This window comes from Streptomyces sp. NPDC029169 (assembly GCF_055563935.1).
This window is the reverse complement of the sequence record NZ_JBVHXA010000006.1, coordinates 166,769-188,290: the sequence shown is the minus strand read 5'-3', so window position 1 is coordinate 188,290 and position 21,522 is coordinate 166,769. Positions and strand designations below refer to the sequence as shown.

The 21,522-nt window shown below is 73.6% G+C and carries 21 protein-coding genes; 9 read left to right on the top strand and 12 right to left on the bottom strand.

Annotated features, from left to right (window positions below):
- Nucleotide 1 precedes the first annotated feature (1 nt).
- Genes ACZ4VI_RS14125 through ACZ4VI_RS14115 form a run of 3 tightly spaced genes read right to left on the bottom strand, consistent with a single transcriptional unit; the run spans nt 2 to nt 3,596 of the window.
- Nucleotides 2-2,554, bottom strand: a complete 2,553-nt coding sequence (locus ACZ4VI_RS14125) for an ABC transporter permease (protein WP_467999467.1) — start codon at nt 2,552-2,554, stop codon at nt 2-4.
- Nucleotides 2,551-3,339, bottom strand: coding sequence for an ABC transporter ATP-binding protein (locus ACZ4VI_RS14120; RefSeq protein WP_467999466.1), 789 nt, complete (start codon nt 3,337-3,339; stop codon nt 2,551-2,553). Before ACZ4VI_RS14120 ends, ACZ4VI_RS14125 begins: the two co-directional genes overlap by 4 nt.
- Nucleotides 3,336-3,596, bottom strand: a complete 261-nt coding sequence (locus ACZ4VI_RS14115) for an SHOCT domain-containing protein (RefSeq protein WP_467999465.1) — start codon at nt 3,594-3,596, stop codon at nt 3,336-3,338. Before ACZ4VI_RS14115 ends, ACZ4VI_RS14120 begins: the two co-directional genes overlap by 4 nt.
- A gap of 150 nt (nt 3,597-3,746) precedes the next feature.
- On the opposite strand from ACZ4VI_RS14115, the gene ACZ4VI_RS14110 reads away from it, so the two are divergent.
- Nucleotides 3,747-4,325, top strand: coding sequence for a TetR/AcrR family transcriptional regulator (locus tag ACZ4VI_RS14110; protein WP_467999464.1), 579 nt, complete (start codon nt 3,747-3,749; stop codon nt 4,323-4,325).
- 29 nt (nt 4,326-4,354) lie between these two features.
- Nucleotides 4,355-4,951, top strand: coding sequence for a DUF4865 family protein (locus ACZ4VI_RS14105; protein WP_467999463.1), 597 nt, complete (start codon nt 4,355-4,357; stop codon nt 4,949-4,951).
- Nucleotides 4,952-4,992: 41 nt separating this feature from the next.
- On the opposite strand, the gene ACZ4VI_RS14100 is transcribed toward ACZ4VI_RS14105, so the two are convergent.
- Together ACZ4VI_RS14100 and ACZ4VI_RS14095 are read right to left on the bottom strand one after the other, a co-directional pair.
- Nucleotides 4,993-6,219 (bottom strand): ROK family protein, encoded by a 1,227-nt coding sequence (locus ACZ4VI_RS14100; protein WP_467999462.1) that lies wholly within the window; start codon nt 6,217-6,219, stop codon nt 4,993-4,995.
- A gap of 121 nt (nt 6,220-6,340) precedes the next feature.
- Complete coding sequence (locus ACZ4VI_RS14095) at nt 6,341-6,484, bottom strand: hypothetical protein (protein ID WP_467999461.1); 144 nt, start codon at nt 6,482-6,484, stop codon at nt 6,341-6,343.
- A gap of 72 nt (nt 6,485-6,556) precedes the next feature.
- Between ACZ4VI_RS14095 and ACZ4VI_RS14090 the strand changes: the two genes are divergently transcribed.
- Together ACZ4VI_RS14090 and ACZ4VI_RS14085 are read left to right on the top strand one after the other, a co-directional pair.
- Nucleotides 6,557-7,774, top strand: a complete 1,218-nt coding sequence (locus ACZ4VI_RS14090; protein ID WP_467999460.1) for an MFS transporter — start codon at nt 6,557-6,559, stop codon at nt 7,772-7,774.
- 119 nt (nt 7,775-7,893) lie between these two features.
- On the top strand, nt 7,894-8,649 hold the full coding sequence (locus ACZ4VI_RS14085; RefSeq protein ID WP_467999645.1) for a maleylpyruvate isomerase family mycothiol-dependent enzyme: 756 nt from the start codon (nt 7,894-7,896) through the stop codon (nt 8,647-8,649).
- Between the two features lie 43 nt (nt 8,650-8,692).
- Here ACZ4VI_RS14085 and ACZ4VI_RS14080 read toward each other — a convergent pair whose 3' ends face one another.
- The 3 genes from ACZ4VI_RS14080 to ACZ4VI_RS14070 form a co-directional block, all read right to left on the bottom strand.
- Nucleotides 8,693-9,358, bottom strand: coding sequence for a response regulator (locus tag ACZ4VI_RS14080; protein ID WP_467999459.1), 666 nt, complete (start codon nt 9,356-9,358; stop codon nt 8,693-8,695).
- Entirely contained in the window at nt 9,355-10,593 is a 1,239-nt protein-coding gene (locus tag ACZ4VI_RS14075; RefSeq protein WP_467999458.1) for a sensor histidine kinase, read from the bottom strand. The genes ACZ4VI_RS14080 and ACZ4VI_RS14075 overlap by 4 nt, the downstream gene beginning before the upstream one ends.
- Nucleotides 10,594-10,730: 137 nt before the next feature.
- Nucleotides 10,731-11,432 (bottom strand): TetR/AcrR family transcriptional regulator, encoded by a 702-nt coding sequence (locus tag ACZ4VI_RS14070; protein ID WP_467999457.1) that lies wholly within the window; start codon nt 11,430-11,432, stop codon nt 10,731-10,733.
- Nucleotides 11,433-11,559: 127 nt separating this feature from the next.
- On the opposite strand from ACZ4VI_RS14070, the gene ACZ4VI_RS14065 reads away from it, so the two are divergent.
- Nucleotides 11,560-12,021 carry a nitroreductase family deazaflavin-dependent oxidoreductase gene (locus ACZ4VI_RS14065; RefSeq protein ID WP_467999456.1) on the top strand — a complete coding sequence of 154 codons (462 nt, stop codon included), beginning with the start codon at nt 11,560-11,562 and terminating at the stop codon, nt 12,019-12,021.
- 46 nt (nt 12,022-12,067) lie between these two features.
- Here the strand turns inward: ACZ4VI_RS14065 and ACZ4VI_RS14060 are convergent, their stop codons facing one another.
- Nucleotides 12,068-13,444, bottom strand: a complete 1,377-nt coding sequence (locus ACZ4VI_RS14060; RefSeq protein WP_467999455.1) for a geranylgeranyl reductase family protein — start codon at nt 13,442-13,444, stop codon at nt 12,068-12,070.
- A gap of 174 nt (nt 13,445-13,618) precedes the next feature.
- Here ACZ4VI_RS14060 and ACZ4VI_RS14055 point away from each other — a divergent pair, with 174 nt between their 5' ends.
- Nucleotides 13,619-14,986 (top strand): M20/M25/M40 family metallo-hydrolase, encoded by a 1,368-nt coding sequence (locus ACZ4VI_RS14055; RefSeq protein ID WP_467999454.1) that lies wholly within the window; start codon nt 13,619-13,621, stop codon nt 14,984-14,986.
- Between the two features lie 80 nt (nt 14,987-15,066).
- A complete protein-coding gene (locus ACZ4VI_RS14050; RefSeq protein ID WP_467999453.1) occupies nt 15,067-15,747 on the top strand; it encodes an MBL fold metallo-hydrolase in 681 nt (226 codons plus the stop codon).
- A gap of 73 nt (nt 15,748-15,820) precedes the next feature.
- On the opposite strand, the gene ACZ4VI_RS14045 is transcribed toward ACZ4VI_RS14050, so the two are convergent.
- Nucleotides 15,821-16,861: an NUDIX hydrolase gene (locus ACZ4VI_RS14045; RefSeq protein ID WP_467999452.1), complete on the bottom strand. Its 1,041-nt coding sequence runs from the start codon at nt 16,859-16,861 to the stop codon at nt 15,821-15,823.
- Between the two features lie 141 nt (nt 16,862-17,002).
- Here ACZ4VI_RS14045 and ACZ4VI_RS14040 point away from each other — a divergent pair, with 141 nt between their 5' ends.
- On the top strand, nt 17,003-17,227 hold the full coding sequence (locus ACZ4VI_RS14040; RefSeq protein ID WP_467999451.1) for a hypothetical protein: 225 nt from the start codon (nt 17,003-17,005) through the stop codon (nt 17,225-17,227).
- A gap of 125 nt (nt 17,228-17,352) precedes the next feature.
- Here the strand turns inward: ACZ4VI_RS14040 and ACZ4VI_RS14035 are convergent, their stop codons facing one another.
- Nucleotides 17,353-18,282, bottom strand: a complete 930-nt coding sequence (locus ACZ4VI_RS14035; RefSeq protein ID WP_467999450.1) for an ROK family protein — start codon at nt 18,280-18,282, stop codon at nt 17,353-17,355.
- Between the two features lie 181 nt (nt 18,283-18,463).
- Between ACZ4VI_RS14035 and ACZ4VI_RS14030 the strand changes: the two genes are divergently transcribed.
- Nucleotides 18,464-19,447: a LacI family DNA-binding transcriptional regulator gene (locus ACZ4VI_RS14030; RefSeq protein ID WP_467999644.1), complete on the top strand. Its 984-nt coding sequence runs from the start codon at nt 18,464-18,466 to the stop codon at nt 19,445-19,447.
- 21 nt (nt 19,448-19,468) lie between these two features.
- Here the strand turns inward: ACZ4VI_RS14030 and ACZ4VI_RS14025 are convergent, their stop codons facing one another.
- Nucleotides 19,469-21,499, bottom strand: coding sequence for a serine/threonine-protein kinase (locus ACZ4VI_RS14025; protein ID WP_467999449.1), 2,031 nt, complete (start codon nt 21,497-21,499; stop codon nt 19,469-19,471).
- Nucleotides 21,500-21,522: the final 23 nt, after the last annotated feature.

The window sequence follows — 21,522 nt, the reverse complement described above, 5'->3', positions numbered from 1 at the left end:
GTCACTCCGTGGCGATCGCGCGGAGCACGTCCAGGCGCGCCGCCCTGCGCGCCGGACGCCAGGCCGCCACGGCGCCCGCCGCCAGGCCGACCAGGGCGACGACCGCGAGTTGCAGAGGCGGTACGGCGAAGGCGAACGCGCTGTCGCTCGCTCCGTCGGACGCCTTGACCAGGACCCAGCCGAGGAAGCCGCCGAGCGCGAGACCGCCCACCGTGCCGAAGGCCGCGACCAGGACGGACTCCCACCGGACCATGGCCTTCAGCTGGGCCCGGGTCTGTCCGACGGCGCGCAGCAGGCCGAGTTCGCGGGTGCGCTCGTGGACCGCGAGGGTCAGCGTGTTGGCGATGCCGAGCAGCGCGATCAGGACGGCCAGCGCGAGCAGCGCGTAGACCAGCGTGAGCATCATGTCGATGCCGCCCGCTGAGGACTCGGCGTACTCGTCCCGCGTCTGCACCTCCGGGTTGCCGTACTGCGCGGCGACCTCCTCGACGGCCGCCGTGCCCGCCTCCGCCGAGACGCCGTCCTTGAAGCTCACGGAGACGAGCGTGTCGGAGTCCTGGGTGCGGTGCGGGGCCCAGGCCTCGCGGGTGACGACGTAGTCCCCGGCCAGCTCCGGCTGCTCGTAGACGGCCTTGACGGTGAAGGTGCGCCGGCTGCCGTCGGTGAAGGCCAGTTCGGTGGTGCTGCCGGGCTTCAGGCCGGACTTGTCCGCCTCCGCGTCGGCGACGGCGATACCGTCCGTACCGAGACCCTCCAGCGATCCCTGAACCTGGCCGAGGTCGAAGGAGCGGGCGAGGGCGGCCGGATCGGTGACGGTCAGGGCCCGGCCCTCGCCGTCGATCTCCGCGACGCCCTGTCCGAGGCCGACGGCCGTCTCCACCTCGGGCAGCGCCGCGAGCGCCGGGGCGAGCCGCGGGCTGAGCCCGCTGCCCCCGGCGCCGAACGAGGGCGTGCTGACGGCGACGTCTCCGGCGAAGGAGCGCGAGACCGTCTGGTCCATCGTCGCCTTCAGCGAGGCGCCGAAGACCGTGAAGAGCGAGACGACTGCGACGCCGATCATCAGTGCGGTGGCGGTCGCGGCGGTCCGCTTGGGGCTGCGCAGGGCGTTGCGCCGGGCGAGCCCCCGGTTGGCGCCGCTCAGCGGCCCGCCGAGGATCCGTACGGCGTACGAGGAGGCCACGGGGCCGAGGACGACGAACGCGGCGAGCGCGAGCACAGCCCCGGCGGAGGCCAGCCATAGCGACGGGGTCGCCAGGACGCCGGTGAGCACCACGGCGACAGCGGCGAGCAGCAGCCCGCTGCCGAGGAGGGCGCGGACGCGCGAGGCGCCCGAATCGTCCAGGGCGGTCTCGCGCAGAGCGGCGAGGGGCGCGGTCCGCCCGGCCTTCACGGCGGGCAGCAGGGCCGAGCCGACGCAGACCGCGAGGCCGACGGCGAAGGGCAGCGCCATCGACAGGCCGCTGATGACCAGGTCCCCTTCGGGGAAGGGGAAGCCGATCGCCGGGAAGAGCGCCTGGAGACCGGCTGCCACGCCGATGCCGCCGAGGAGTCCCGCCGCGGAGGCGACCAGGCCGACGGCGACGGCCTCGACGAGCGTCGAGCCGAGGATCTGACGGCGGGAGGCGCCGAGCGCGCGCAGGAGCGCGTTCTCGCGGGTCCGCTGGGCGACCACGATCGCGAAGGTGTTGTGGATGGAGAAGACGGACACCAGCAGTGCGACCCCGCTGAACACCAGCAGGAACGTGGTGAAGAGGGTGAGGAACTGCCCCGAGATCATGTCGGTGTTCTCCTGGGCCGACTGCTCCCCGGTGATCGCCTCGACGCCTTCGGGGAGTACGGGCGCGAGCGCGTCGACGAGCTCCTGCTGCGAGGTGCCGGGCCCGGCCCGTACGAGGATGCCCGCCGCGTCCCCGGGCTTCGGCGTCAGGTACTTCTCGGCGTCGGCGCGGGTCATGCCGGTGTACGTGACCTGGCCCATGCCGTCCTCGCCGCCGAAGGTGGCCAGGCCGACGACGGTGACCTTCACCGGGTCGGGGGTGCGCAGCACCGTGGTGTCGCCGACGGACAGGTCGCCCGTCTTCGCGGCGCCGCGGTTCACGACGACCTCGCCGGACCGTTCCGGTGCGCGGCCCTCGGCCAGGGCGTAGGGGTTGAGCGCGGCGTCGTCGATCCAGTTGCCGGCGAGGGTGGGCGGGCCCTGGCCGCCGATGGGCCTGCCGTCGGCGCCGACGAGCTGGCCAGCGCCCTCGATCCGGGGAACGGCCGCGGCGACGCCGGGCACCTGGGCGATCCGGTCGGCGAGGGAGGCCTCGACGGAACTGCGGGTGCCCCGGCTCTCGCCCTCGACGGTGACCACGCTCGTACTGCGGACGACGGCGTCCGTGCCGCTGGTGGCGTTGCCGAAGAGCGAGTCGAAGCTCGCGCGCAGGGTGTCGCCCATGACGAGGGTGCCGGTCAGGAACGCGACGCCGAGCAGGATCGCGGTGAAGGTGCCGGCGAAGCGCCGCTTGTGGGCGCGCAGGGCGGAGACGCTGAGCTTCAGGGAGGCGTTCATGACGGCACCACTGGTCCGGGAGCGGGCGTCCTGCCGTCGAAGGCCTTCATGCGGTCGAGGACGCGTTCGGCGGTCGGCTCCGCCATGCGGTCGACGAGCCGTCCGTCGGCGAGGAAGAGCACCTCGTCGGCGTGGGCGGCGGCGACCGGGTCGTGGGTGACCATGACGACCGTACGGCCGGTCTGCCGGACCGTGCGGCCGAGCAGCCGCAACACCTCCTCGCCGGAGCGGGAGTCGAGGTTGCCGGTCGGCTCGTCGGCGAAGACGACGTCGGGGGTGCCGGCGAAGGCGCGGGCGACGGCGACGCGTTGCTGCTGGCCGCCGGAGAGCTGGCTCGGCCGGTGGTGGAGCCGGTCGCGCAGGCCGACGGTGTCGATGAGGGCGTCAAGCCAGGAACGGTCCGGGACGGTTCCGGCGAGGTCGAGGGGCAGGGTGATGTTCTCGGCGACGGTGAGGGTGGGCAGCAGGCTGTACGCCTGGAACACGAACCCGATCCGCTCGCGGCGCAGCAGCGTCAGCCGCCGGTCGTCGAGGGTGGAGAGGTCGGTGTCGCCGATGAACGCGGAACCGGAGGTCAGGGTGTCGAGGCCGGCGGCGCAGTGCATCAGTGTGGACTTGCCGGACCCCGAGGGGCCCATGATCGCGGTGAAGCGGCCGGCCGGGAAGTCGACGTTCACCCCGTCCAGGGCCCTGACCTCGGCGTCGCCGACGCCGTAGATCTTGACGGCGTCGGCGACCCGGGCGGCGATGCCGGTGGCGGGCACGGTGGCGGCTGTGGCGGTCATCGCTTGCGCCCCCGCGTCGCGTCGCGGCCGAACTGCTCGTCCAGGACGCTCAGCCGGCGCCAGTACTCGTCCTCGTCGATCTCACCGGCGGCGAACCGGTGGCCGAGCAGGGAGAGCGGCGACTGCTCGTCGGGGCCGCGGTGGCGTTGCCACCCGATGCGGCGCCTGACGGCAAAGACGGCGAAGATGACGGCCGCCCAGAAGATCGGGATGAACAGGAACCAGGGGCCCCCGCCCTCGTGAGCCAGGGTGTTCATGACGGTCAGCTCCTCAGGGAGTCAGGTGATGTTGGTTCGAGAGTCGCGCGAGGAGGGGGTCCGCGTCGTCGTACGGCCAGCGGCTTCGCGCGTACGACGTGGGGAGTACGGACGGCGCTCCGGGCTGCTCCGAGGTCTGTACCTACTGGTATGTACACTGCTGCCATGACGACGTCCGAGCGACTGATCGAGGCCACCCGGGAGCTGCTCTGGGAGCGCGGCTACGTGGGGACGAGCCCGAAGGCGATCCAGCAGGCCGCCGGGGCCGGGCAGGGCAGCATGTACCACCACTTCGCCGGGAAGCCGGATCTGGCGCTGGCCGCGATCCGTCGCACGGCGGAGGAGATGCGGGCGACGGCCGAGGCGGTCCTGAGCGGCGGAGGATCGGCGTACGCGCGCGTGGAGGCGTATCTGCTGCGCGAGCGCGAGGTGTTGCGCGGCTGCCCGGTGGGCCGGCTGACGATGGATCCGGACGTCATGGCGAGCGAGGAACTGCGCGCACCGGTCGACGAGACGCTCGACTGGCTGCGCGGGCTGCTCGCCGGAATTCTCCAGGAGGGCCTGGACAGCGGCGAGTTGACAGGTCCGCTGGATCCGGCCGAGCTGGCGGCCACGATCGTGGCGACCGTACAGGGCGGCTATGTCCTGGCCCGCGCCTCCGGCTCTCCCGCGGCTTTCGACACCGCCGTCCGCGGTCTATTGGCCCTGCTGTCGTCCCGTACCTCCTGAATTCCCGTCAGAGAACCGGAGAACGCCCGATGCACGCCATGCAGTACGAGATCACCCTCCCCGCCGACTACGACATGGGGATCATCCGCAGACGGGTCGCGACCAGGGGGCACCTGCTCGACGACTTCCGCGGGCTCGGACTCAAGGCGTATCTGGTCCGCGAGCGGGAGGACGAGCGGGAGGACGGATCGCCGGTGAACCAGTACGCGCCGTTCTACCTCTGGAACACCCCGGAAGGCATGAACTCCTTCCTCTGGGGCGCGGGTTTCCAGGGGATCGTGAGCGACTTCGGGCGGCCGGTGGTGCAGCACTGGGCGGGCCTCGCGTACGAGGAGGGTCCGGCGGCCACGACGGCGCCGAGGACCGCGACGCGCCGCCGGGCCCGACTCGGAGACGCCGACGCGCCCGGCGAGGCCGTGGCGGACGCGCTCGCCGCGCACGCGCGCGTGGCGCGTGCGGACGGCGTGGTGGCGGCCGCGCTCGCGATCGATCCCCGGCACTGGGAGCTGCTGTTCTTCACCCTCTGGGCGGAGGGCGCCGAGCCGCCGGCGGACGCGGGCGAGCTCTTCCAGGTGCTGCATGTGTCGGCACCGGAACGGTCGTCGCTGGTCAGCCGGCGGGGATGAGGGTCGGACCACCGGCTCTCCGAGCGAGGCCCGACCGGGTGTCAGGCCGTCGGCTGGCCCAGGGCGGAAAGTGGGTCGTCCAGGACCGGCTGCCAGGCCAGCTCCGCCGCGCCCACCAGGCTGTTGTGGTCGAGGGTGCAGGCGAGGATCGGGACGCCGCCGCTGCGTCCCCACAGGCTGCGGTCGGCGACGACGGCGCGCAGCCGGTCGGGGTCGGCGTCGAGCAGTTCGCGGTGCAGTCCGCCGAGGATGATCCGGTCGGGGTTGAGGATGTTCACCAGGCCCGCGAGGCCGAGCCCCAGACGGTCGATCAGCTCCTCCGTGGCGGCCCGTACCCCCGGGTCGTCGGGGCTCGTGCGGAGCAGGTCGCGGGCCTGCTGAAGCAGCGACACCTCCGGCCCCGGGTCACGGCCCGCCACGGTGAGGAAGGCGAGCGGGTCGGTCTCGACGTCGAGGCAGCCACGGCTGCCGCAGTGGCACGGGCGGCCCTCGGGGTTGACCGTGAGGTGACCGACCTCCAGGGCGAGACCCGAACTGCCGGTGTGCAGGCGCCCGTCGAGGACGAGGGCGCCGCCGACGCCGCGGTGCCCGGTGGCCACGCAGAGCAGGTCCTTGGCACCGCGGCCCGCGCCGTGCCGGTGCTCGGCCAGGGCGGCCAGGTTGACGTCGTTGCCGGTGAAGGCGGGGCCCTCGATGCCTGCGGCCCGTACGCGTTCGGCGAAAATCTCCCGCACCGGGGCGCCGGCCGGCCAGGCGAGGTGGAGCGGATTGAGGGCGGTGCCCTCGGGTTCGGCGACCGCCGACGGGGCGGCGAGGCCGGCTCCCACGCAGCGGCGCCCGCTCTCGTGGAGCAGGGCGGCGCCGGCGTCGACGACGGCACCGAGGACCTGGGCGGGGTCCGCGGAGACGGTGACACAGCCGGGCGCGGTGGCGACGATCGTGCCGCCGAGGCCGACGAGCGCGGCGCGGAAGCCGTCGGCGTGGACCTGGGCGGCGAGGGCGACGGGGCCCTTCTCGTCGACGGCGAGCCGGTGCGAGGGGCGGCCCTGCGAACCGGCGGCGGCGCCGGGGTTGGAGTCGACGCGGATCAGACCGAGCGCTTCCAGTTCGGCGGCGACGGCGCCGGCGGTAGCGCGGGTGACGCCCAGTTCGGCGGTGAGCACGGCGCGGGTCGGCGCTCGGCCCGTGTGCACCAGTTCCAGCGCGGGCCCGAGCGCTCCGCGCCCTCTGTCCAGCCGTGTCTTGGTCGTGGTCGCCTTGCCGTTCATGGGGGCGAGTCTCCCATGATCGGGAGGTCCGGTGGTTTGCGCGGTACGCGGGCGGAGAGCGGCGCGGCGGAAACGGGAGGTGTCATAGCACGCTCCGGAAAGACGGCCCGGGTACGGGATCTCAGGACACCCCGCAGCCGCCGTACCAGCTGCTGGTCCTCGCCCCTCTGCTGAGCGCCAGGATACGCGCGACGACGGCCGTCGCGGCGGCGGCGAACGCGTCCTGGAGGGCGCCCGCCGCATGGGCCTCCAACGATCCGGACACCCTCGCGCGCGGCTCGTACCCCCGAGGACCGGCCGGTTGAAATCCGTACCGCTCCGCCCCTATCCTGAGTTTGTGCCGCTACTAAACAAAGTACGGACGGCCGTTCCGGGGGGCCCTGGCGGAGACACCGCCCCCTCCCTGTCCCGCCTCCGCTCCGCCCTGACCCTCTTCTTCGCCCTCGACGGCTTCCTCTTCGCCGGCTGGGTGGTCCGGATCCCGGCCATCAAGCAGCAGACCGGCGCCTCCGCAAGCGATCTCGGGCTCGCGCTGCTCGGGGTGTCGGCAGGTGCCGTGGTCACCATGACCCTGACCGGGCGGCTCTGCCGGCGTTACGGCAGCCATGCCGTCACCGTCGCCACCGCCGTACTGCTCTCGCTCTCCATCGCCCTGCCCGCCCTGACCCACTCCCCGCTCGCCCTGGGCCTCGTCCTGCTCGTCTTCGGCGCGGCGTACGGCGGAATCAACGTGGCCATGAACAGCGCCGCCGTCGACCTGGTGACCGCGCTGCGCCGCCCGGTGATGCCCTCCCTCCACGCCGCGTTCAGCCTCGGCGGGATGCTCGGCGCGGGGATCGGCGGGCTCGTCGCCGGGAGCGTGTCCCCCGCGACGCATCTCCTGGGTCTGACGGCCGTCGGGCTTCTCCTGACGGCTCTCGCCGGTCCCGTACTGCTCCGGCAGCCGTCCCCCGCCCCGCCGGAGGCGGCCCCGGCCGCCGGCCGGCCCCGGGGAAGGGCCGGTTCGCGCGGGCTTGTCGTCGTCTTCGGGGTGATCGCGCTCTGCACCGCGTACGGCGAGGGCGCCCTGGCCGACTGGGGCGCGCTCCACCTGGAGCAGGACCTCCACGCCCACCCCGGCGTCGCCGCCGCCGGCTACTCGCTCTTCGCGCTGACCATGACTGCCGGGCGGCTGTCCGGCACCGCGCTGCTCGAACGGCTCGGCCAGACCCGCACCCTGGTCGCGGGCGGGGCGACCGCCGCCGCGGGCATGCTGCTCGGCGCGCTCGCCCCGAGCGTCTGGGCCGCCCTGCTCGGCTTCGCGGTGACCGGACTCGGCCTGGCCAACATCTTCCCGGTCGCGGTGGCCCGGGCGGGCGCGATCGCCGGCCCGAGTGGTGTCGCCGCCGCCTCCACCCTCGGCTACGGCGGCATGCTGCTGGGCCCGCCGTCCATCGGTTTCCTGGCCGACTGGTTCTCCCTGCCCGTGGCCCTGACCACCGTCGCCGTCCTCGCGGCGGGCGCCGCCGTGATCGGATACGCGGCCCGGAACGCGCAGGTCTCCGCAAGGGATTGAGTAGCCGTATTCAGGCAGCGCGCCCCGGCCCGCCGCAGCACGGGCCGCGGCCGGTCCCGCCGTCGTAAAATCCGCCTCGGCGCCCGGCCTCCCCTGGCAGAATCCGCAGCATGGGGATCATGACGATCGACGCGCACATCGGGGCCCTGGACGCGGCGGGCAAGGCGCTTGCGGACGCCGCGGCCGAGGCCGGCATGGACGCCGAGGTGGGGACCTGTCCGGGCTGGCGGGTACGGGATCTGCTGCGACACACGACGATGGTGCACCGCTGGGCGACAGGCTTCGTCGTCGAGGGGTACACCTCCTCCCAGCCGGAGGGCGGCGAGCCGGATCTCGACGGCGAGGCGCTCCTCGCGCACTACCGCGAGGGCCACACCCGCCTCGTCGACGCCCTGCGGGCGGCGCCCGCGTCCCTGGAGTGCTGGACGTTCCTCCCCGCCGCCTCCCCGTTGGCCTTCTGGGCGCGGCGGCAGGCGCACGAGACGACCGTCCATCGCGTGGACGCCGAGTCCGCCCTGCCGTCGGGACGTCCCGGCCCGGTGGACCCCGCGCTCGCGGCGGACGGGATCGACGAGCTGCTGCGCGCCTTCCACGCCCGCGAGCGCAGCCGGGTACGCACGCCGGAGCCGCGGATCCTGCGGGTCCGCGCCACGGACACGGGTGACGTGTGGACCGTACGGCTGTCGCCGGAGGCGCCCCGTACGGAACGCGGCGCGGCGGACCGGGAGGTCGCCACGGACTGCGAGATGAGCGGTCCTGCCGACCGTCTGTATCTGACGCTCTGGAACCGGCTTCCCGAGCACGAGGTGTCGGTGACAGTGGCGGGCGACGGGTCGCTCGCCCGGCTCTGGCGGGAGAAGTCGGCGATCATCTGATCGTGAGGGGTCGGGCCCGGGTTCGTATGGCCCGTACGCGTCGTCAGCCCAGCCAGCCGGGGCGCACCAGGCCCGACTCGTAGGCCAGGACGACCAGTTGGGCGCGGTCGCGGGCGCCGAGCTTCACCATCGTGCGGCTCACATGGGTCTTGGCGGTCAGCGGGCTGACGACCAGGCGCCGGGCGATCTCCTCGTTGGACAGGCCGATGCCGACCAGGGCCATCACCTCCCGTTCCCGCTCGGTGAGTTCGTCGAGGCCGGACACCTCGGCCGGGGGCTTCGAGCGCGCCGCGAACTCCTCGATGAGCCGCCGCGTCACGCCCGGCGAGAGCAGGGCGTCGCCGTGGACGACGGCACGCACGGCGCGCGGCAGCTCCTCCGGTTCGGTGTCCTTGACGAGGAAGCCCGAGGCGCCGGAGCGGATGGCCTCGAAGACGTACTCGTCGAGCTCGAACGTGGTCAGCATGACCACCTTCACCGCGCCGAGCCCGGGATCGCCGGTGATCCTGCGCGTGGCGGCGAGGCCGTCGAGCACCGGCATCCGGATGTCCATAAGGACGACGTCCGGGCGCAGTTCGCGGGCCTTGGCCGTCGCCGCCTCGCCGTCGGCGGCCTCGCCCGCCACCTCGATGTCCGGCTGGGCGTCCAGGAGGGCGCGGAAGCCTGCCCGTACCAGCGACTGGTCGTCGGCGAGCAGCACACGGATCACGGGGTCTCCTTCGGGCGGACGGGGAGGACGGCGCGCACCCGGAAGCCGCCGTCCGGGCGGGTGCCCGCCTCGATCGTGCCACCGAGCGCGGTGGCGCGCTCCCGCATTCCGGCGAGTCCGTTGCCGCTTCCGCCGGCGTCGCCGCCGGTCGCCGGCCCGTCGTCGTCGATTCGGAGTTCCACGGTGCCGGGCCCGTACGCGATCACGACCCGCGCGGTGCGGGACCCGGAGTGGCGGACCACGTTGGTCAGCGCCTCCTGGACGATCCGGAAGGCCGCGAGGTCGGCGCCCGGCGGCAGCGCCACGGGCTCCCCCTCGGCCGACGTCCGTACGGTCAGACCGGCGGAGGCCGCCTGTTCGACCAGCTCCGGGAGCCGGTCGAGTCCCGGCGCGGGTGTGCGCGGGGCCTCGCCGGGGGCGCGGAGGGTGTCGAGCACCTGGCGGACCTCTCCGAGCGCTTCCTTGCTCGCCGCCTTGATGGTGGTGAGAGCGGTGCGGGCCTGCTCGGGGTCGGTGTCGAGCAGCGCGAGGCCGACGCCCGCCTGGACGTTGATCACGGAGATCGAGTGGGCGAGGACGTCGTGCAGTTCGCGGGCGATCCGGAGCCGTTCCTCGTCGGCGCGGCGCCGCTCGGCCGCGGCGCGTTCGGCGCGCTGCTGTGCCCACTGCTCGCGGCGAACCCGGACCAGTTCGGAGGCGGCGAGGACGGCCACGACGAAGAAGGCGACGGGGATCTCCTGGCCCCAGGGCGCGCCCGGGTCGCCGTCCGGGGGCAGATAACGGTAGAGCCAGTGGGCGATCAGCAGATGTCCGGCCCACAGCAGGCCGAGCGCCCACCAGGCCGAGCGCCGGTGGCCGTGCACGATGGCCGCGAAGCAGGCGACGGCGACGGGGAGGAAGACCGGGCCGTAGGGGTAGCCGGCACCGAAGTAGACGAGGGTGACGGCGGCGGTGCCGAAGACCACGGGGACCGGATGGCGGTGGCGCAGCAGGAGAAGCGCGGAGCCGAGGAGCAACAACGCGCGCCCGAGCGCGTCCAGCGACGCGCGGTCCGGCTGGTTCTCGGCCGCGAAGCCGGAGCCCGCCATCACGAAGAGCGCGATCAGGAGGGTGGAGCGCCAGGGCAGCCCGCTGCCGGGCTCGCGGTCCGCCCACTGCCGCAGCCATGGGGGTCCGCCCTGCACGCCGGGCGCCCAGGGCGGGCCGCCGTGGCCGTGTCTGCGCTGATGGTCCATGTCCGCCACGCTAGACGCGACCGGGCCGGATCGGCGTCAGCCGGACGTGGTGATCACACGTACTCCCTCCGGAGTACGCCATCGACGCCCCCGCCCGCGGTTCCCACGCCGCGTACGTGGCGGGGGCACGCGCGCGGCTAGGGGCGGGGCAGGAGGCCGATGTCGCGGCCGAGGCGGGTGGCGGCGGCGGTGAAGAACGCCTCCCGGTCCTCGACGACCCGGTTGAACTGGCCGAACACCTCGAAGGAGACCAGCCCGAAGAGCTGCGACCAGGCGGCGACCAGGGCGACGGCGAGTGCGGGCGGCAGGTCGGGGGCGAAGTCGGCGGCCATCCGCTCGGCCTCGGCGCGCAGCTCCTCGGGGAGCGGGGGCGGGGCGACGCGGTCGGTGGTGAGGGCGTCGCGGGCGATGCCGATCAGGGCGAGGCCGACGCGGGAGGCGGGGCCGATGGTGTCCTGCGGGGCGGAGTAGCCGGGGACGGGGGAGCCGTAGATCAGCGCGTACTCGTGGGGGTGGGCGAGGGCCCAGGCGCGGACGGCCCGGCAGACGGCCGTCCAGCGGGCGAGGTGGTCCTCGCCCCGGGACCCGGATGCGGCGAGGGCCTCCTCGGCGGCGGCACCGACGGCGTCATACGCGTCGACGATGAGGGCGGTGAGGAGGTCGTCGCGGCTGGGGAAGTAGCGGTAGAGCGCAGACGACACCATGCCGACCTCGCGGGCGACGGCGCGCAGGGAGAGCTTGGCGGCGCCTTCGGCGGCGAGCTGGGCGCGGGCCTCGTCCTTGATGGCGGCGGTGATCTCGATACGAGCGCGGGCGCGGGCTCCTTGAACGCTGGTCATGGAGAGCAGTGTGCCATCTTTCGGAGCACCGCACTGAAACGAGAGCACTGCTCTTGCTTTGGGGCGCCGATCCGTGCACACTGATCTCAAGCGAGAGCAGTGCTCACAGTTTCCTTCGGAGGATGCCATGTCCGCTCAGCCCAGCGCCCACGTCATGAAGCCCGGCTGGTTCACGGTGAACGTCCTGAACCGGGCCGTCGCGTGGATGACCCGCCGGGGCATCAGCGTCTGGGGCTCCCGCGTCCTCGCCGTGCGCGGCCGCAAGAGCGGCGAGTGGCGCCGCACCCCCGTCAACCTGCTGACGCTGGACGGCGCCCAGTACCTGGTGGCGCCGCGCGGCCACGTCCAGTGGACCCACAACATGCGCGTGGCCGGCGGCGGCGAACTGCACCTGGGCAAGCACGTGCAGCCCTTCACCGCCGTCGAGCTGACCGACGACGAGAAGCCCGCGCTGCTCCGCGCCTACCTCAAGAGGTGGAAGGCGGAGGTCGGTGTCTTCTTCGACGGCGTCGGCCCGGCCTCCACGGACGCCGAACTGCGCGCGATCGCCCCCAAGCACCCGGTCTTCCGGATCAACCCCACCGCGTGAGCCCGGGCCGCGCGGAGTTCGCCGGACCGGACAGCACAGCCGGGCCCTAGGAGTCCGCCGGGCCCGAGGTGTCCGCCGGGCCCGACAGCCCAGCCTGACCCGAGGCGTTCGGCGCCGCCGACCCCTCCGCCGGCCCCTCCGGCTGGCCCGCCTCGGCCACACCCCGGAGCGTCGTGCCGCCCGTCGGCTCCATCCGGCGGTCCAGGACGTCCAGTGCCCGGCGCGCGATCCCGTTCGAGCGGACCAGGCCGGCCAGCGAGGTAGAGCCCCTGGTGATGTCCGTGAACGCCTTCCAGGCGGGACGCAGACCGGTGATCGCCGCGTGCAGAAGTCCCGGCCGGCGCTCGAACAGGGCGAGCATCCGCCGCCCGACCGCCATCTCCACGCCAAGACCCGCCTTGATGGCGAAGGCGTAGTTCAGCGCCTGGCGGCGCGCGTCCACGGCGTCGTTCGCCTCGGCGATCCGTACCGCCCACTCCCCCGCGAGGCGGCCCGAGCGCAGCGCGAAGGAGATGCCCTCCCGCGTCCACGGCTCCAGGAGGCCCGCCGCGTCTCCGCACACCAGCACCCGGCCCCGCGACAGCGGCGAGTCATCGCTCCGACAGCGCGTCAGGTGCCCGGAGGAGACGGCCGGTTCGAAGCCCGCGAGCCCGAGACGGGCGATGAAGTCCTCCAGATAGCGCTTGGTGGCCGCGCCCTCGCCGCGCGCCGAGATGACGCCGACCGTGAGCGTCTCGCCCTTCGGGAAGACCCAGCCGTAGCTGCCGGGCATCGGACCCCAGTCGATGAGAACCCGCCCCTTCCAGTCCTCGGCGACCGACGCCGGAACCGGGATCTCCGCCTCCAGGCCGAGGTCCACCTGGTCGAGCTTCACCCCGACATGGGCCCCTATCCGGCCCGCGCTGCCGTCCGCTCCGACCACGGCCCTGGCCAGGACCGTCTCGCCGTCCGCGAGGACGACGGCGACCGTGCGCCGGTCCGGCACGGCCGGGCCGTGCTGCTCGACCCGGGAGACCGTGACACCCGTACGGAGCTCCGCGCCCGCCTTCTGCGCCTGCTCGACGAGACCGGCGTCGAACTCGGGCCGGTTGATGAGCCCGAAGAGCATCCGGCGCGAGCGGCGCGTCCGCGCGAAGCGGCCGTTCAGGGAGAAGGTGACGGCGTGCACCCGGTCCTGGAAGGGCAGTTCGAAGCCGGGCGGCAGAGCGTCCCGCGAGGGGCCGATGATGCCGCCGCCGCAGGTCTTGTACCGGGGCAGCTCGGCCTTCTCCAGGAGCAGTACGCGGCGTCCGGCGACCGCGGCCGCGTACGCCGCCGACGCGCCCGCCGGGCCGGCCCCGACGACGACCACGTCCCAGACGGTCGCGGCGTGCTCCGACTCTTCCGCGCGTACCTCTTCGGCGTCTGCGTTCTCGCTGCTCACGATGTGCTTCTGCTCCTGATCCGACCGATGGTCCAAGCTCTTCGGGCATCCTACGGCGAGGCCCTCGGGGCCCCGCGCCGTAGGATCGGCCATACGTTCGCCGTACAGCGGTACAACCGACATACGGCGTCGTCCTGACAACGTCACAACGTCGCACCCACCAGGAGCGTGCCCATGACCGCGAATCCGATCGCCGCCACCGTCGCCGGCCTGATGCCCCGTGCCAAAGCGGAGCTCACGGAGCTCGTGGCCTTCGAGTCGGTGGCGGACGAGGCCGTGGCCCCGCGCAGCGAGTGCGAGGGCGCCGCGAACTGGGTGGCCGACGCGCTGCGCGCCGAGGGCTTCCAGGACGTGGCGCTGCTCGACACCCCGGACGGTTCGCAGTCGGTGTACGGCATGCTGCCCGGCCCGGCCGGCGCCCCGACCGTCCTCCTCTACGCGCACTACGACGTGCAGCCGAAGCTGGACGAGTCGGCGTGGGTCACGCCGCCGTTCGAGCTGACGGAGCGGGAGGACGGGCGCTGGTACGGGCGTGGCGCGGCCGACTGCAAGGGCGGGTTCATCATGCACCTGCTCGCGCTGCGCGCCCTGAAGGCGAACGGCGGAGTGCCCGTCACGGTCAAGATGATCGTGGAGGGTTCGGAGGAGCAGGGCACGGGCGGCCTGGAGCGGTACGCCGAGGCGCACCCCGAACTGCTCACCTCCGACGCCATCGTGATCGGCGACACCGGCAACTTCCGGCTCGGTCTGCCGACGGTCACCGCGACCCTGCGCGGCATGACGATGATCCGGGTCCGGATCGACACCCTCGAAGGCAACCTGCACTCCGGCATGTTCGGCGGCGCCGCGCCCGACGCGCTGGCCGCGCTGATCCGGGTCCTGGACACGCTGCGTGCCGAGGACGGCTCGACGGTCATCGACGGTCTGCCGGCCGACGCGGTGTGGGAGGGCCTGCAGTACCCGGAGGAGGACTTCCGCGCGGACGCGAAGGTCCTGGCGGGCGTCGGTCTGCCGGGCAACGGCACGGTCGCCGACCGCATCTGGGCCCGTCCGGCCGTCACCGTCATCGGCATCGACTGCCACCCGGTGGCGGGCGCGACGCCGTCGATCCCGTCGACGGCGCGCGCGCAGATCAGCCTGCGGGTGCCGCCGGGCCAGGACGCGACCGAGGCGACGAAGCTGCTGTACGCGCACATCGAGAAGCGCGTGCCGTGGAACGCCCGGGTCTCCTTCGAGCAGGTCGGCCAGGGCCAGGCGTTCCGGGCGGACGTGTCCAGCCCGGCGTACGTCTCGATGGCGGAGGCGATGCGGATCGCGTACCCCGGGCAGGAGATGCAGACCTCCGGCATGGGCGGCTCGATCCCGCTCTGCAACACGCTGGCCTCGCTCTACCCCGAGGCGGAGATCCTGCTCATCGGTCTGAGCGAGCCGGAGGCGCAGATCCACGCGGTGAACGAGTCGGTGTCGCCGGAGGAGTTGGAGCGCCTGGCGGTGGCGGAGGCGCACTTCCTGCTGAACTACGCTCGCTCCAAGCAGGGCTGACGGGGCGTTAAGCGTTCGGCGAAGCTCGCCGAGAGCGTAGAACCATACGGCGGACCTGGGCGGATGCGTAGGTTCGCCGTATGGAACTCACCCGGATCACACCGCGACTGCACATGCTGCACTTCTCCATCGGCCAGGCCTATCTGTGGCGGGACGAGGAGGAGTTGACCCTGATCGACGCCGGCTGGGTGGGCGCGGCGGACGAGATCGAGACGGCGCTACGGGGAGTGGGCCTGGACCCGGCCCGTATCCGCCGGATCGTGCTCACCCACTGCCACCGCGACCACGTGGGCTCCGCGCAGGAGCTGGCCGACCGGTTCGGCGCGCGGATCCTGGCCCACCGCCTGGACGCTCCCGTCATCCGCGGCGAGGCCCCGGTCCCCGAACCCGACCTGCTCGACTGGGAGATCCCGCTGTACGAGCACGGTCTGACCGTCCCCGAGGCGCCGCCCACCCGGGTCGACCGCGAGGTGGGGGACGGAGAGGAGCTGGGCTTCGGCGACGGGGCCGTGGCGGTGCACACCCCGGGGCACACGCCCGGCTCGATGGCGGTTCATCTGCCCGAGCACGGCGTCCTGTTCACCGGCGACACGGTGGCCGCAGTGCAGGGGGTGACGTTCGGGGTGTTCCATGTGGACCGCGAGCGCGCCATGGAGTCGATGCGGCACCTGGCCGAGCTGAAGCCGTCGGTCCTGTGCTGCGGCCACGGGGACCCGGTGACGAGCGACACGGCGCGACAGCTGACGGACGCGGCCCGGTAGCGAGTCTGGTGTGCCCGCCGGTGGATTGTCGTGCGACTCCCTGAGGCCCCTTGGTCAGCCGACCGCCCCTTGGTCAGCCGACCGGTACGCCCGCCTCCAGATTGAGCACGGTACCGCGTTCCCGGGCGCGCAGGGCCCAGCGGAGGCGCTGGTAGCGGATCGGGGGCAGCATGTCGGCCGCCTCCTCCTCGGTGACGAAGCGCCAGCCACGGAGTTCGGCACCGGGCAGCAGGAGCCGGTCCGCCTCGGCGGCGGGGAGCCGGCCGCCGTCGAAGAGGAGGCGCAGGCCGCCGTAGCCGGGGGGCTGAGGGCGTTCCCAGTCGACGAGCAGCAGCCTGGGTACGGAGTCGAGTGCGATCCCTGTCTCCTCGGCGACTTCGCGCATGCCTGCGCGGGCGGGCGGCTCGCCGGTTTCGACGACGCCGCCGGGGAACTCCCATCCGGGCTTGTAGGTGGGGTCGACGAGCAGGAAGCGGTCGTGTTCGTCGAAGAGCAGGACCCCGGCGGCGAGCGTCTCGCCGGTGGGTTCGGGCGTCTGGACGATGCCGCAGGGTTCGGCGAGGCCGGCGTGTATGGCCTCGGCGACGGCGGTCGCGGTCTCGGCGGGCGTGAGCGTCGAGTTGTCGATGGTGTAGGCGTCGGCGGAGAGCCAGTCGAGGGCGGCGGTACGGAAGGGCTCGACGTGGTCGTGGCACCACTGGCGGGCGCGCTCGGCGCCCTCCGTGTCCTTCTCCACTGCCGCGCGGCTGTCGATCCGGGTCCGCAGGATCGTTTCGTCGGGGGCGAGCAGCACGTGCCGCACCTCGATCCGGCGCGCCGCGAGACCGCCGAAGATCTCGTCGCGGTACTCCTGCCGGATCAGGGTCATCGGTACGACGAGGACGCCGCCGACCTCGGCGAGCAGGGCGGCCGCGGTGTCGACGACCATGCGCCGCCACATCGGCAGGTCCTGGAAGTCGTCCACCTCGTCGAGTCGCTTGCGCGGCAGCAGCAGGTTCAGTGCGCCGCCGATGAGCTCGGGGTCGTACAGGGTGCTGTTCGGGATCAGCTCGACCAGCTCGCGCGCGGTGCTCGTCTTGCCCGCGCCGAACGCACCGTTGACCCAGACGATCACGATTCCCCCTCTTCGGTAGCCCCCAGTGGCTTGCCCGGAACACCCTGCCACGGAAACCCCCGGCGCGAACGCGCGTGCGGGCCGGTGCGTAACACTTCGGCGCGGGCTGTCGTTGGACCGGCGAGGCAAGGGGGTGCGGAGATGAGCCGTACGGTATTGGAGAGGTTCCCCGCGGGAGGCCCACGGGGCAGTTGGCCCGCCGAGGAGTTCGCCAGCGAGCGCCGGAACGAGGGGCTCCCGGCGGAGGTCGTGATGGACCTGGAGTCCGACGCGTTCCTGGTGGTCGTACGGCAGAGGACGCCGGAGGCGGCGGGGGCGGGGGCGGGGCCTTCGGCAGGACTCCGGCCGGGACTGCCTCGCCGATGACCATGGCGATCTGACGGCGCGTGGGACGCGGCCCCGCGCGGACGGCGTCGGGCGACGGGCTGTGGGGCCGACCTGCCGTCGGGCGTAGGCAGGCCGTCAGGCGGCAACCGTCAGGCCCGCCGCCGTCAGGCGAGTTTACGGGTCGCCGCTGCTGCGCCGAGGAGGCCCGCGTCTGTGCCGGTGAGGGCCGGGACGACGGCGAGGTCGCGGACGAAGGAGAGCGTGGCGTACTCCCGCAGGCTGCGCCTGAGCGGTACGAAGAGCACGTCGCCCGCGCCCGCCACCCCGCCGCCCACGACGGCGATGTCGATCTCGACCAGGGTCGCGGTGGCGGCGATCCCCGCAGCGAGGGCACGCGCGGCGCGCTCGAAGGACGCCGTGGCGATCGGGTCCCCGGCCGCCGCGGCCGATGCCACCGCCGCCGCGGAGGTGTCGCCGTCGGGACCCGGCCGCCAGCCGTTCTCCAGGGCGCGGCGGGCGATCTGCGGGCCGCCGGCGATGCGCTCGACGCAGCCGCGCCCGCCGCAGGCGCACAGCTCCCCGTCCAGCTCCACGCTGATGTGGCCGATGTGCCCGGCGTTGCCCGTGGGGCCGGGGTGCACCCGCCCGTCGAGCACGAGACCTCCTCCGACGCCCGTCGAGACGACCAGACACAGCGCGTTGTCGTGGCCACGGGCGGCGCCCTGCCAGTGCTCGGCGGCCGTCATGGCGACGCCGTCGCCGACGAGCGTGACCGGCCGTCCGCCGGCCGCCCGGTGGACCCGCTCGACCAGGGGGAAGTCGCGCCAGCCGGGGACGTTGACCGGGCTGACCGTACCGGCGGAGGCGTCCACCGGGCCCGCACTTCCGATGCCGACCGCGTGCGCGGACGCCCACAGCGGCGAGGCCGCCAGCTCCGCGAGCACCCCTTCGACCGCCCGCATCACCGTCTCGCCGTCCTCCCGCGCGGGAGTGGGCCGCTGGACCCGTACGAGAATGTCGCCGGCACCGTCCACCAGCGCGCCGGCGATCTTGGTGCCGCCGAAGTCCAGAGCGGCAACGAGGTCAGTCTGCATGTGCGCGGTGTCTCCAGAGGGGGCCGAGAGCGGTAGATCGCTGTGACGTACAGTCTCCCTCGGTCTGACAACGTTGTCCAGGGCCTATGCTCGGACGAGACGGAGACGAGACCGAGGAGATGCGCAGACTGTGGCCGACACCGCCCGCCGCCCCGAGCACCGCTACGGCAATCGGCCCACGATGAAGGACGTCGCCGCCCTGGCCGGCGTCGGGCTGAAGACGGTCTCGCGGGTCGTCAACGGCGAACCGGGGGTCACCCCCGACACCGAGCGCCGCGTCCAGGAGGCCATCGACTCGCTCGGCTTCCGGCGCAACGACAGCGCGCGCGTGCTGCGCAAGGGGCGTACCGCCTCCGTGGGCCTGGTCCTCGAGGACCTCGCCGACCCGTTCTACGGTCCGCTCAGCCGCGCCGTGGAGGAGGTCGCCCGGGCGCACGGGGCGTTGCTCATCAACGGTTCCAGCGCAGAGGACCCGGACCGCGAGCAGGAGCTGGCGCTCGCGCTGTGCGCCCGCCGGGTCGACGGACTGATCGTCATCCCGGCCGGTACGGACCACCGTTACCTCGAACCGGAGATCAAGGCGGGTGTCGCCACCGTCTTCGTGGACCGTCCCGCGGGCCGGATCGACGCCGACGCCGTCCTGTCGGACAGCTTCGGGGGCTCGCGCACCGGGGTGGCGCATCTGATCGCCCATGGCCACCGCAGGATCGGGTTCATCGGCGACCAGCCCCGCATCCACACGGCGACGGAGCGCCTGCGCGGGTACCGGGCGGCTATGGAGGACGCGGGCCTTGCCGTCGACCCCGCGTGGGTCTCGCTGGGCCCGACGGCCCCCGACCGGGTCCGGGAGGCGGTGACGGCGATGGTCTCCGGCCCGGACCCGGTCACGGCGCTCTTCGCGGGCAACAACCGCGTCACCGTCACGGCGGTTCGCACGCTGGCCGGGCGCGCCCACCCGGTGGCGCTCGTGAGTTTCGACGACATCGAGCTGGCCGACCTGCTCGGCATCACCGTGATCGCCCAGGACGCGGCGGCTCTGGGTCGCACGGCGGCGGAGCGGCTCTTCCGCCGCCTGGACGGTCTCGACGAGGCGCCGGCCCGGGTGGTCCTGGACACCCGGCTGATCCCCCGCGGCTCGGGCGAGATCCCGCCGCCTTCGGCATGACACGGCTCGGCCTCCACCAGCTCAGCAGACCGGCAGGCCGGGCACCGGCTGGTCGTTGTCGCCGCCCTTGATGTACACCACGCTGAAGTAGACGTTCGTGTTGCCGCTGTCGTCGTCCGTCTTCGCCCACCAGACGTTCGTCCACTCGCCGGACGTCTCGCGCCGGCCCAGATTGGCCTGGCAGTAGAAGTAGTTGGTGCCGGCGTTGAGGATGCCCGCCGCGGCGCCGTCGTACCGGTACGTCTTCTCGGTGCGCCACACCGTGCAGTCGTACTTCCCACCGCCCCGGGAGTGGCAGACGGGCGCGGGCGGTGTGGCCGTGCCGCCGCCGCTCGTCGTGGTCGAACCTGCGCTCGTACCGCCGGTGCCGGTCGTGCCGCCGGTCGTGCCACCGGTCGTGCCGCCCCCGGAAGCGTTTCCGCCGGTCGCCGTGGTCCCACCGTCCGTACCGCCGCTGCCGGAGCCCGGCAGGGGTGCTTTCGACGCCCCCGACGGGGAGGGCGTGGCGGTCTCCTTCCCGCCCGCCTTCGACGGGCCGGCGGACGGTGTCCCCGAGCCCACGGCACCCGGGTCGAGGACACGGCCGGGGCTCGCACCCGGGCTGCTCGGCGAGGCCTGGTCCCCGGCCAGTTGCTGCTGGTCCGTGCCGTCGCCGCCCCGGCCGAGCAGGGAGTACGTCACTCCTCCGCCCACCAGCAGGACGGCGGCCACGGCGGCGGCGACCAGCGCCGTGGACCGCTTCCGCCCAGACTCCCGCGAGGCGGAGGCCGGCGCCGGGCTCGGTGGCGCGGACGGCGCGTACCCGGCAGGAGGCACCAAGGGCCCGAAGCCGTCGGCTTGGTGAGCCCTCGGGGCGAACCCCTCGGCGGGATGCGGCAGAGCGGGGCCGAAGCCCTCGGGCCGGTGCGGCACCACGTTGGGCTCGGTCGGCACGGGCCCGGAGACCGGGCCGCGGCCGGCGATCGGGAGGTCGTACGCCGGGCGTCCGGGCGCCTGGCCTCCCGACGTCGGGAGGTCGTACGCAGGTCCGCCAGGCACTGGCCCAACGGACGCCTGGGCGTCCGACGTCGGGCCGACGTACGCCGAACCTCCCGGCACCTGCGCGCCGGACGTCGGGACGCCAGACGCCGGCCCGACCGGCACCGGGCCAACAGGCGCCTGGGCGCCGGAGCCCGCGGCGCCAGCCGGGGCCGCCGAGGCGGTCGCCTCCGTGTCCTGGCCTTGGGCGACGGTGGCGAGGAGTCGGGCCGCTGTTCTGGCGTCGGGGCGTCGGGACGGGTCTTTGTCCAGCAGCTGTCGCAGTACGGGGCCGAGGGCGCCGGCCCTGTGGGGTTCCGGCAGGGGCTCCACGACGATGGCGGTCAGCGTCGACCAGGTCGACGTGCGGCGGAAGGGAGAGGCGCCCTCCACCGCCGCGTAGAGCGTGGCGCCGAGCGCCCAGATGTCGGAGGCCGGTCCCGGCTGCTGGCCCTGGGCGCGCTCGGGCGCCAGGTAGTCCAGTGAGCCGACGATCTCACCGCTGCGGGTCAGATGGGTCGTGGAGCCGTCGCCGGGGTCGTCCATCGTGGCGATCCCGAAGTCGGTGAGGACGACCCGACCGCTCCTGTCGAGGAGGACGTTGCCCGGCTTCACGTCACGGTGCAGCACACCGACGTCGTGTGCTGCCGCCAGCGCCTCAAGGACGGCGGCTCCGATTCCCGCGGCTTCCTGCGGGTCGAGCACCCCGCGTTCGCTCAGCACGTCGTCGAGCGAGGGTCCGTCGACGAGCTCCATGACGATGACAGGGCGGCCCTGATGCTCCGTCACGTCGTGGACGGCGATGACCCCGTGATGCCGTACCCGGGCCGCCGCCCGCGCCTCGCGCTGCATCCGCAGGCGCAGATCGGCCAGTTCCGGCCCCGACGAGTCGTTGTACGTCCGCAGTTCCTTGACGGCCACCTCTCGGCCGAGGACCTCGTCGACGGCGCGCCAGACGACGCCCATACCGCCGCGGCCCAGTTGGCGCACGACTCGGTAGCGGCCGGCCAGCCGCTCGTTCTCCCCCGAAGACACCGATGCCCCGTTCCCTGTGGCGT